The 10,644-nt window shown below is 44.4% G+C and carries 13 protein-coding genes; 8 read left to right on the top strand and 5 right to left on the bottom strand.

What is annotated here, in order from left to right; genetic code table 11:
• Positions 1-449 precede the first annotated feature (449 nt).
• Positions 450-596 (top strand): hypothetical protein, encoded by a 147-nt coding sequence (locus L1286_RS23470; RefSeq protein ID WP_235409451.1) that lies wholly within the window; start codon positions 450-452, stop codon positions 594-596.
• 48 nt (positions 597-644) lie between these two features.
• Here L1286_RS23470 and L1286_RS23465 read toward each other — a convergent pair whose 3' ends face one another.
• Positions 645-950, bottom strand: a complete 306-nt coding sequence (locus tag L1286_RS23465; RefSeq protein ID WP_235409450.1) for a DUF3301 domain-containing protein — start codon at positions 948-950, stop codon at positions 645-647.
• Positions 951-1,973, bottom strand: coding sequence for a DUF3549 family protein (locus tag L1286_RS23460; RefSeq protein WP_235409449.1), 1,023 nt, complete (start codon positions 1,971-1,973; stop codon positions 951-953).
• Between the two features lie 152 nt (positions 1,974-2,125).
• Between L1286_RS23460 and L1286_RS23455 the strand changes: the two genes are divergently transcribed.
• The 3 genes from L1286_RS23455 to L1286_RS23445 are packed head-to-tail and all read left to right on the top strand — an operon-like array spanning position 2,126 to position 3,626.
• Positions 2,126-2,455, top strand: a complete 330-nt coding sequence (locus tag L1286_RS23455) for a YqcC family protein (RefSeq protein ID WP_235409448.1) — start codon at positions 2,126-2,128, stop codon at positions 2,453-2,455.
• Complete coding sequence (truC, locus tag L1286_RS23450) at positions 2,449-3,183, top strand: tRNA pseudouridine(65) synthase TruC (protein WP_235409447.1); 735 nt, start codon at positions 2,449-2,451, stop codon at positions 3,181-3,183. Before L1286_RS23455 ends, truC begins: the two co-directional genes overlap by 7 nt.
• Entirely contained in the window at positions 3,183-3,626 is a 444-nt protein-coding gene (locus tag L1286_RS23445) for a flavodoxin domain-containing protein (protein WP_235409446.1), read from the top strand. Before truC ends, L1286_RS23445 begins: the two co-directional genes overlap by 1 nt.
• 62 nt (positions 3,627-3,688) lie before the next feature.
• Here the strand turns inward: L1286_RS23445 and L1286_RS23440 are convergent, their stop codons facing one another.
• Together L1286_RS23440 and gloB are read right to left on the bottom strand one after the other, a co-directional pair.
• Complete coding sequence (locus tag L1286_RS23440) at positions 3,689-5,254, bottom strand: LysM peptidoglycan-binding domain-containing protein (RefSeq protein WP_235409445.1); 1,566 nt, start codon at positions 5,252-5,254, stop codon at positions 3,689-3,691.
• Between the two features lie 206 nt (positions 5,255-5,460).
• Positions 5,461-6,228 carry a hydroxyacylglutathione hydrolase gene (gene gloB / locus L1286_RS23435; protein WP_235409444.1) on the bottom strand — a complete coding sequence of 256 codons (768 nt, stop codon included), beginning with the start codon at positions 6,226-6,228 and terminating at the stop codon, positions 5,461-5,463.
• A 52-nt stretch (positions 6,229-6,280) separates the two neighbouring features.
• Between gloB and L1286_RS23430 the strand changes: the two genes are divergently transcribed.
• The gene (locus L1286_RS23430; RefSeq protein WP_235409443.1) at positions 6,281-7,033 is read left to right on the top strand and encodes a class I SAM-dependent methyltransferase; all 753 of its coding nucleotides are present in this window, start codon (positions 6,281-6,283) and stop codon (positions 7,031-7,033) included.
• A gap of 5 nt (positions 7,034-7,038) precedes the next feature.
• Here L1286_RS23430 and rnhA read toward each other — a convergent pair whose 3' ends face one another.
• The gene (gene rnhA / locus L1286_RS23425) at positions 7,039-7,509 is read right to left on the bottom strand and encodes a ribonuclease HI (protein ID WP_235409442.1); all 471 of its coding nucleotides are present in this window, start codon (positions 7,507-7,509) and stop codon (positions 7,039-7,041) included.
• A gap of 603 nt (positions 7,510-8,112) precedes the next feature.
• Between rnhA and L1286_RS23420 the strand changes: the two genes are divergently transcribed.
• From L1286_RS23420 to L1286_RS23410, 3 genes are all read left to right on the top strand, one after another.
• The gene (locus L1286_RS23420; protein WP_235409441.1) at positions 8,113-8,322 is read left to right on the top strand and encodes a hypothetical protein; all 210 of its coding nucleotides are present in this window, start codon (positions 8,113-8,115) and stop codon (positions 8,320-8,322) included.
• Between the two features lie 131 nt (positions 8,323-8,453).
• Positions 8,454-9,164 carry a DNA polymerase III subunit epsilon gene (dnaQ, locus tag L1286_RS23415; protein WP_235409440.1) on the top strand — a complete coding sequence of 237 codons (711 nt, stop codon included), beginning with the start codon at positions 8,454-8,456 and terminating at the stop codon, positions 9,162-9,164.
• A gap of 14 nt (positions 9,165-9,178) precedes the next feature.
• Entirely contained in the window at positions 9,179-10,555 is a 1,377-nt protein-coding gene (locus tag L1286_RS23410) for a TIGR03503 family protein (RefSeq protein ID WP_235409439.1), read from the top strand.
• The last annotated feature ends 89 nt before the right edge of the window (positions 10,556-10,644 follow it).

The following is a 10,644-nucleotide window of genomic DNA, read 5'->3' as shown; positions in this document are numbered from 1 at the left end:
GCGCCGAAGGACAAGGTGAAGGGGAGTCAAGACGACAGAGGAATTAGCACAGGATGTGCAGACATAGGAAATGTCACATGGATTAGGAGCGCCGAAGGATAAGGTGAAGGGGAGTCAGGACGACAGAGGAATTAGCACAGGACGTGCGGACATAGGAAATGTCACATGGATAAGGAGCACCGAAGGACAAGGTGAAGGGGAGTCAAGACGACAGAGGAATTAGCACAGGATGTGCAGACATAGGAAATGTCACATGGATAAGGAGCACCGAAGGATAAGGTGAAGGGGAGTCAAGACGACAGAGGAATTAGCACAGGGTGTGCAGACATAGGAAATGTCATAAAGGATTCTATACAGTGGATGTACTTGCATAGGAGATGCAACGTAAAGGGAATCACACAACAGGATTTGTGAAGTGGGAAAGTGCTGGATGCGCTAAGGACGAAGACATGGACGAAGATCGGGTGTGCTGGATATATACCCGTTCAGGGGAAGATGAAAGTTGGCGGCTTGCTTGTTTAGTTGTAGGCAGAGGTAGTGGATACCTCCAAGGGAATTCGTCGGATTGGGGCGTGACAAAAAGGGTTGCGCCTTAGTTTTTTAAAGACCTGTAGATTTTATTTACCCCAAATACCTTCTTGAAATCACTCAACAATTCTGTGCGGCGGCACATCCATGTTAACCAATATTTGATTTTCTAAATACAATGTTCCTTTGTAGGCAGTATCTCTGTCCGAACTAAACTCAAACTGAAATTGACTCTTTATCCCTAACTTACCATTTTTCAGCACGCCAATTCGCCTTTTTTGGCAGGCAACACTGAGAAGCTGTACATTTAACTTCTCAGCTTGTTGTGCTGCATGCTCACGAGCGGCTTCCGCGATTTCTCTGCTGTACCAGAAAAAACCACAGGTCGTAAAAATAATGATAAAAAGCCAAAGTGTTGTCATTTATGAAAATAGCCTGCCAATTGCTCTAGAAAGTGTTTCGCTGCGATTTTGCGCTCTCAATAATCCTAATACATGAGGTCGGAGCATTGGAATTGCAACTAAATCGGCGAAAATACTTTCAAAAAGTCCTTCTATTTGAGTCGTGTGCGCAGCGCTATCCATAAAAGTATATAAGCGTTGTGGATCGGTTAGGGTCTCCCAGCCTCTTCCTGCAATGGTCAGAAGTACGTCGGGTTGTTCTGACAGGTCGGATTCTAATAAATGATCGACAGACTGAGCAATGAGGCCAAGACCATGACTGCCAGACATCGCTCTAAAGCAGTTTATACTGCTGGCTAAGTTTTGCGGTGAGTGTGTTGCTAGCTGTATTTGCAGGAACTCTGTGAGTTCAGTGGAAATAGCAACGTGTTCAAGCATTGCTGCAAGGGGGGTTTGCACTTGCTCAGGCAATGAGGCCCAACGCGAAATTAAGTTTGCTTGATTATTAGCGTGTGTTAAGCGCATTGCATAATCAGCGAGGCCTTGCAGCGCTATACTTTGCCAGTCTTGTTGTTCGGGGTTGGCAAAATAGTGTTCTACAGTTTCATAATATTGTGAAGCGGGTCGTTTTAATTCACACTTCATCAGTGCGTTAAAAGCGGCCAATTTATTTGCATTGGGGGTGTAAACATACGGATTGTTATCCAACTTACCTTGCGCTTCTTCACCAGTTAACTGAGTGCCTAAAGCTTCAATCACCATCGATGCGAAGTGATCACGACTTGCAATAATTAATTTACTTTGCTCATCCAGCGGGAACTTCAAGAACCACACATAAGGGTCTAACGTCGCTTTATTGTCCCAAAACTGAATGGCGATTAATGCATGATTGCCCAAAGGGTATGGATAAGGCGCTTCAGTATTTTCAATTTGAGCAAATTGCTTTTTATCAATTTTGGTAATTCTACGACCAATATCATAGACACGCCACTGAGTCCCAGCAGAAGTTAATAGCTCACCTAAAGTTGAAATTTGCGCCGTCATTTTATACTCACTTGAATTTACATTGTTGGCGATTATAGCGGTATTTGCGCCCTGTAGTAAGACTTGGTTGGGGTGTGTTGTTCAAGTTAAATGCTCTTGGGGGCACTCAATGGTATAATCCATGCTGGGTAGGAAGAATAAGAGGAGCTCCTGTGAACCAACAAGTTTTACAGCACCTAGCTGAGTTAGCAGATCAATTAAAACAAGCAAAATTGTGGCAATCTGAACCGATTGATATGACGGCGTTAGCTTCAACACAGCCCTTTTGTTGCGACACACTCCGTTTTGAGCAATGGCTGCAATTTGTATTTATTCCCAAGATCCAACAGATGATAAATGAAGAGCAACCACTACCTACCAGTATTGCAATCACGCCAATGGCTGAAATCGCTTTTGCAGGTCATGTTCAACAACATGCACTTATTTCCATTTTAAAGCAAATCGATACTGTGATTTCTCAAGGTGGAACGTCATCGTGTTAGAAATTATTTACCAAGACGAAAATTATGTCGCTATTAACAAACCGTCTGGATTGTTGGTTCACCGCTCATTTTTAGATAAACGAGAAACACAATTTGCCATGCAAATGTTGCGAGACCAACTCGGCCAGCATGTTTTTCCTGTCCATCGATTGGATAGGCCAACCAGTGGTGTCTTGCTTTTTGCATTGAGCTCAGAAGCAGCACGAGATATTAATCAATTATTTATTGATGGCACGGTTGAGAAACGCTACTTAGCACTTGTGAGGGGGTATAGTCAGGATGAAGTATTTGTCGATAAGCCGTTAAAAGAGCAGTTGGACAAAATTGCCGATAAATTTGCAGATCAAGACAAAGCCCCTCAAGACGCTCAGACATTGGTGCGTTGTTTACACCGTGCAAGTCTTGATATTCCATTTGGTAAATATCCAAGTATTCGTTATTCGCTGGTGGAATGTTTTCCAAAAACAGGTCGAAAGCACCAAATCCGACGCCATTTAAATCACTTATCTACCCCGATTATTGGTGACGTAAACCATGGTGATAATAAGCACAATCACTTTTTCCGTGATCATTTTCAGCTCCAGCGTCTCATGTTATTTGCAACTGAGCTAAAGTTTATACATCCTTATACAAAGCAACCTATTTTAATACGCGCTAATTTAGGTGATGACATGCTCGATATTTGCCGTCAGCTAGGTTGGCCATCAACAGAGAAGGATTATCAATAATGGCGTCAATTACGCTATTTGTAGGCAGTGTCTACGGCAATGCAGAAAACTTAGCTACGCAAATAGAGTCCCATATCAATGCACAAGGCCATCAAGCAAATATTGCTGAGCCTCCGACTATCGATACGTTAAAAGCCGCAGAACACGTGCTATTCGTATCTTCTACAACGGGACAGGGGGACATTCCTGATGGCCTATTCCCGTTGTTCTTACAAATGCAAGCGCAATTGCCGATGTTAACCAACAAACAGGTGGGCATTGTGGCATTGGGAGACAGCAGTTATGGTGATACTTACTGTGGCGCCGGTCGCCAGATAGATGCTTTGGTTCAAGAGCTCAACGCACGTATTCCGCAGCCGAGGTTAGACGTGGATGCTGGGGAATATTTTGAGCCTTGGGAGCCTGTAGAACCTTGGCTAAAAAGTTGGCTAGCCACATTATAGGTGCATTAAAAAAGGCCACGTTGGTTTCCAATACGTGGCCTTTTTGACAGTGATGTGTGCGATTAAGTCGTTTGCACATTCACCTTTAACTTGAGTTTTTGGCCTGGCTGCAAATACTTTTGCCCAGCCAATGAATTCCACTTCACGATGTCTTTGATAGAGACATTAAACTTGTTGGCAATTCTAGCCAGTGAGTCACCTTTTCGTACCTTATAAGTGATCGTGCGTGATTTACTTTGCAACCCCACTGTCTTGTTTTGTTGCTGGGCTTTATAGATGGTTAGCTTTTGGCCCAGCTTTAGAACAGAGCTCGGCTTTAATTTATTCCATGCAGCTAACTGCTTAATGGTCACATCATACTCTCGACTGATATCCCACAATGTGTCACCACTTTTAACGGTGTGTACTTTTTTGTTTGGCTGGGGGGGGTTAGCGACTTTTCTAACTGCCGTTGGTAGGTGTTCGCTCTTTAGTTCACCTTCGCTTAATGGCACTAATAGTTGTTGTCCAACTCGGATCACATTCCCATTTAGCTTATTCAGCGTTCTAATTGCACTAATGTTGGTATCAAACTTGTTTGCAATAACAGATAAGCTGTCACCTTTGTTAACAGTGTAATATTGCCAACGCAGTCGTGCTTGCATCGGGGTGTTCGCAAGGGTGGTTTTGAACTGTTCAATTTTATCCAATGGGAGTAACAAAGAGTGTGGCCCCTTTGGATCAGTTGCCCAGCGGTTAAACCCTGGGTTTAAACGATAAAGCTCTGTCAGTGTGATCCCTGCCATTTCAGCGGCCAATGCCAAATCAATTTGGGTGCCTACTTCAACAGTATCCACAACTTGCGCATTGATTATTTTATTCCACTTAACTTTAAATTCATCTTGGCGCATTAATAAGTCAGATAATGCCAATAGTTTTGGGACGTAAGCCGTTGTTTCTCTTGGCAAGTCCAACGACCAAAAGTCGGTGGGAAGGTGTTTCTTTCTGTTTTTACGGATCGCCCGCATAACTCTACCTTCGCCAGAATTGTAGGCCGCAATCGCGTTTAACCAATCTCCATCCAGTGTTTTATGTAAGTATGTTAAATAGTCTAAAGCAGCACGAGTGGATTGTACGATGTCTCTGCGGCCGTCGTACCACCAGTTCTGTTTCAGGTCGAAACGTTCACCGGTTTGCGGCATAAACTGCCAAATTCCAGACGCACTACGGTGTGAATAACCAAATGGGTCAAATGCACTTTCGACAATTGGCAGTAGCGCTATCTCGATAGGCATCTCGCGCTTTTCAACTTCTTCAACAATAAAGTAGAGATAGGGCTCTGCTCTTTTTGAGATACGATCTAGGTATGCTTGGTGGCGCTGATAATAGTTTCTTTCAGTGACCACTGGTCGGTTCTGTGGCACTGGGATCGACAATTGATAGCGAATACGTTCCCACACGTCATCAAAAACAGGAGGGGGCTCGTCAGCTTCAATCGGTTCCTGAATCGCGTGAGATAAGGCCTCACTTATTTGCGCTGGGCTGGCATGATCCAAAAGTTCAGTTTGTTGAGGCGCAGCTTGTTCTAAAGTTGTTTGACAACCTGAGAGCAAACCGACTATCGCAATTATCAGCAGTGACTTTTTCATAAATCTCTTTTTGTCGGGCAAAAACCCGGCAATGTTACCTTTATCTGTGGCACTTTTAAAGCCGAACGCAACGTTGGGGTGTTGAATAAATTTGCTTTTACATGGTGAGGTGGATTAAAAAGCAGCCCTCGTGCCCGACAGTACTAAACTTTACAATTGAGTACCGTCGACATGAACCGTTATTCGATTTATGCATTTTGCACGGGTCAGAATTGGTCCTTCCATAATCTTAGTTTTGCAAACACTTGCGAAGTTGTCTCAGTTGGAGTGGCGAGTGACTCTGGTAAATGACGTAAGATGGCGTTTGAATTCGCTCTTAGAAAAGGGTTCACAGCCAGCTCTTTGCCTATGGTTGAGGGTAAAGTCGGTCGATTCTGTGCTCTTTGTTGTGTGGCCCACACAGTATAGGTTTTAAGTGCCGTATTATCTGGCTCAACGGCGTTTGCAAAGGCTAAATTTGCGAGTGTGTATTCGTGAGTGCAATAAACTTCACATGTATCAGGAAGCTCAGACAACTTACTTAATGATTGCCACATTTGTTCCGCGCTACCTTCAAACAATCTGCCGCAACCACCGCTAAACAGCGTGTCTCCTGTAAAGGCGCGAGCTTCATTAACATAACAGATGTGATCCAGAGTGTGCCCGGGTGTTTCAATGATATTGTATTGTGCGCCAGCTATCGTTATTGAATCACCTTTCACTAAAGGGTGCGTAATCCCAAGGTAGGGGGAGTCTTTTGGGCCATACACTGGTATGTCAGGAAAGCTCTCTCGTATCTCGGCTATGCCGTCGGTGTGATCCCAATGATGGTGTGTTACTAAAATCCCCTTAAGCTGTCTATTTTTTTCACGTAAGAATTGCATTACAGGGGCACTTTGACCTGGGTCTACCACCCAAGTCCCTTGGCTGTGAGGCTCACAAATGGCCCAAATGTAGTTATCATTAAATGCATTGATCGGATGAACTTGCGCCATAACTCATTGCTCTATAAAGTGAAGGTGTAAACTAGTATAACGAGCGTACGTAATGAAACCAGCATTAAGTTTTCAGCAAGGGCCCATACCACAGTCTTGGCGTGATTTTCCTCATGGTGATTATGTCAGGGCTGGAATTGAACGTCGCATGGCAAGGTGGTTGCCGCGCATGTTTGGATACCATATGTTGAAGCTTGGGTGTTTGAGCGGGCAGCTCGATACATCAGAAAGCCCAATAGATCACCAGATCTGTATTTCTCCAAGTGCACCTCATGCAGGTATCGGGGTGATAGCGGAGATTGATGAACTGCCTTTTTATGAGCACAGTGTTGACGCATGTATATTGTCACACTGTTTAGAATACCACTCAGACCCTCATCATATTTTAAGAGAGGCGCATCGTACGTTAATTCCAGGGGGCTACATTGTACTCACCGGATTCAACCCTTTTAGCCTGTGCGGCCTGGCACATATGTTACCGTTTAGTGGAGAAAAGCTGCCATGGTCTGGACGCTTTTTTACACCTTCACGCGTAAAAGATTGGCTCAATCTCTTGGGCTTTGAAATTATTACTGACGAACGCTTTATTCATGCATCCTTGGCGCGAGGTTCTCGATTGTCTCGATTTGCGCCTTGGCGGCGGTTTTGTCGCCATTATTTAAAGCCAATGGGCAGCGTTTACATGATCGTAGCGAGAAAGCGTGTCACGCCATTAACGCCAATCAAACCTAAGTGGCATGCCAGACCAAAATGGACCCCGGCAGTCAAAGGCGCCCGGTTGAAACACAGCCGCACGCGCGAGTAATGTGATTATGACTGGGCGATGTATCCACTGTCTTCGAGCAGTTCCTCTTGAGATGCCGCATCTCTGGCTAGGTCATCGACGAGTTCATTGTATTTATTGCCAGCATGACCTTTGACCCACCGCCATTCTACCTGGTGTCTTTGGCAAGCACTATCGAGTCGTTGCCAAAGGTCTACATTTTTGACTGGTTGTTTTGACGCGGTTTTCCAATTGCGCTTCTTCCAATTTTCTATCCAAGATTCAATGCCCTGTTTGACGTATTGACTGTCAGTATAAAGTACCACTTGGCAAGGGCGGGTGAGTGTCTCCAATGCAACGATGGCAGCCAACATCTCCATGCGATTGTTGGTAGTTAACTGATACCCTTGTTGCAGTTGCTTCTCATGACCTTGGTAGCTTAAATAGATCCCATAGCCGCCAGGACCGGGGTTGCCAAGACATGAACCATCTGTATAAATTTCTACGGTGTTTTGCACGAATTCGCCTGTTTTATATGGAGTGGGCAGATAGAGGCTAACCATAGCAAAGATAGACTGCCAACGGTATGCAAAAAAGAAAAAACCATGCTATCTGAATGCGAGTTGATCAATGTATGCTGTCCAACCCTATGACGTTTAAGGGGCTTTATTGAGGCAATTTGGTTGGTTGCAAGTCGGGCGGGCAATAAATAGTCTTTGTAGGTTGTTACTTTATGTGTTTTTACAGGCCGGTACAAATTTGACCGTGGCCTATGCTTGGAGGAAAGAGCGTTTTTTATTGTCAAGGTGCGTAGTATCACACCAGTTTAGACATTGAAGTGACTCAAAGTGTCCTCGGCAGAAACATGATAAATTCCATGTGGCACAACGTCCCTATTTCTATTCAGGTGCACATTTCTGAAAAAAGGGCGACTGGGATGTAGCGAGGGAGTTAAACAGACCTTTTTAAGCAAAGAGTATAAGGGGTAACCTGTGCTAGCACATTATTTCGGCATGAGTTTGACTTTGCCCAAACTCGTAAAGCCAATGAAATTAAGCTTTGGCACTGTTAGTGCATGATGGTGTGCGTCTCTACCTTAAGGGTGAGGAGGGACTCAGAGTGTGCTTACAGAGTCGGCGAAACAAGGGGGTCAACTCACGCTTGGGTTACTGATTGAATATAGTTGGTATGAGGTAGTATTGAATAATTCGATTACTTTAAAACGGGACTACCTGCTTGCCGTTGAAGTGAGGTCGGTTTCGTTAGAGAGTCGTGATTTTAGCTTCAATGTAGAGTTGATGGTTGAATCGGTCGTTTTCCGTAGCCTGTGAATGATAAGGACAAATCCAGTTGTCCCAAAACCAGTGATTGAAAAGGGAGAGCGATTAGGCAATGTCACGAAGGCGAAAGTAAGTTAAAATAAAAACGGATAGAGAAAAATGCAGTTTAGAGATTATTAACCATGGTAAAGCGTCAGATAGTTCTGGATACAGAAACCACCGGCATCGATCCCAAAGCCGGACATAGAATCATCGAAATAGGGTGTGTTGAATTGGTGAACAGGCGGCTCACTGGCAACAACTTCCATGTTTATATTAATCCTCAGCGAGACATCGAAGAAGAGGCGATCGATGTGCACGGTATTACCAATGAGTTTCTGCGTGGTAAACCGTTCTTCCATCAAGTTGCGCAGGAGTTTCTTGACTATATCGAAGGGGCAGAGCTGGTAATCCACAATGCGCCGTTCGACGTCGGCTTTATGGACCATGAATTCGCGATGCTAAATCAAGGGTTCCCTGCGACGGATGATGTTTGTGACGTGTTAGATACGCTCGTAATGGCGCGTGATTTGCATCCAGGTCAGAAGAACAGCTTAGATGCATTATGCCGACGTTATGACATAGATAACTCGAAACGGACCCTGCACGGCGCATTACTGGATTCCGAGATTCTGTCGGATGTATATTTGGCAATGACTGGGGGTCAAAAGAAACTCAATCTTGCCCAGCAGTTAGACGGTGCGCAGCAAGCGGGGAGCGGAGGTATCCGCAGACTTGCGGCTGACAGGCCACCGCTGCGTGTGCTGCACGCCAGTGAAGCAGAAGAACTGGCACACACCGAGCGAATGGAGATTGTTAATAAAGCATGTGGGCAAAGCTTATGGCAGCAATAAAGAGGTAAGAATCAATGCGAGTTTGGATAGCGGTTTTTAGCATTTTTCTCAGTTTAAGTGCTCTGTCAGAAACCCCTGATATTACGATGCTAGAACGCGATGGCGTATCCAATGAGATCCCGCTGTTAGATAACCGCTTTCGCATTGATCATAACGTCGAAAAAATTACTTTATTGTTTTTTCGGTCGACGGGGGCGCCTGCGGTTGTGCTAGTACGCCCTGATGGCAGTAAAATTTATTCAATTCACGCCGTTAAAGATGAGTCTCTAGAGTGGTTTGATGAAATCAGCTATGACTTAATTATCATAGATAAACCGATGCCTGGACCGTGGCAAGTGCTTGGTCAAATAAAAAGAGACAGCAGAATAATGGTACTGGGAGATATCGAGTTAGTCGTAGATCCGCTTCCACCACTGCTATTTCGTGGTGAAATGCTTAAAGTCAATGGCAAGGTAACCAATGATGGCAAACCAGTGGATGTCGGTTACTTTCGAGATGTTGTGACCTTATTCGTCGAATTTGTCAGTACCAACAATGAAGCATATGCCAATTTTGGCGCTGGTACGCAAAGCGTCACGGATTTCAAAGATGATGGTCGGGATTTTGATGAGCGGCCGCTAGATGGGGTCTTTACGGGCGAGTTTAAGCTGACATTTCCTGCCGGAGAATGGCAGCCGGAATTTTTTATTGAAACCCCGATACTAAAGCGTCGCGTGGTGAAAGATCCAATCGTGATAGCGGAACCGCCTTTTACTTTTGAATTACAGCTTGCTGACGACGAAGAGTTTGAACACGAGCTCGTGATCAAACTGAATAAAGACATTATTAAACCAGAAACAGTGATCCTACAGGGTAAAATACTTTACCCAAATGGCGAAGAGCAGGTGTATACCCTCAACGAAGAAACGCGTTTTTACCGCCAATTACAAATCAAAAATTATGACTGGGGCCGTTATAGCGTGCAGCTTGCCGCATTTGGTGAAAATATAAATGGCCGAGAATTTATGGCCTCAATTCCGGATTATAACTTTGAAATTGAACGCCCAATTGAAAAAGTGCCCGAATTGACAAAACCCGTCACACCAGAAGAGCTGATGCAACCACAGGTACCCGAAGAGCCAGAAGTAAATACCGGTTTGATAGTGTTCATTGTGGTAGCAGGCAATGTATTGATATTGATTCTCGGTTGGTTAGTGATCCGCGTTTTTGTACAAAATAAACCATTAAAGTTTGCAGTTCCTTTGCCTACTTCTATTCCCTTTCTGAAGAAAAAACCAAACATGGACTTAGATGAGCTTGAACCTGAAAGTGCGGGTGGCGAAAAAGAAGATACAGCAGGTTCTGACTCAGGAGATGTACTTAATTTATCTATGTCAGATGACAAAAGTTGACAATCGGCTTCTTCAGTGGAGATACCGAGATGAGTTGTTTTTACGGTTCGATGCTTCAAACCTGCTTGTAGAATAGGCAAGCTGATGTA

The sequence above is a fragment of the Pseudoalteromonas sp. SMS1 genome, assembly GCF_021530565.1.
Classification (GTDB): Bacteria; Pseudomonadota; Gammaproteobacteria; order Enterobacterales; family Alteromonadaceae; genus Pseudoalteromonas.
This window is presented reverse-complemented; position numbering and strand designations above follow the sequence as displayed.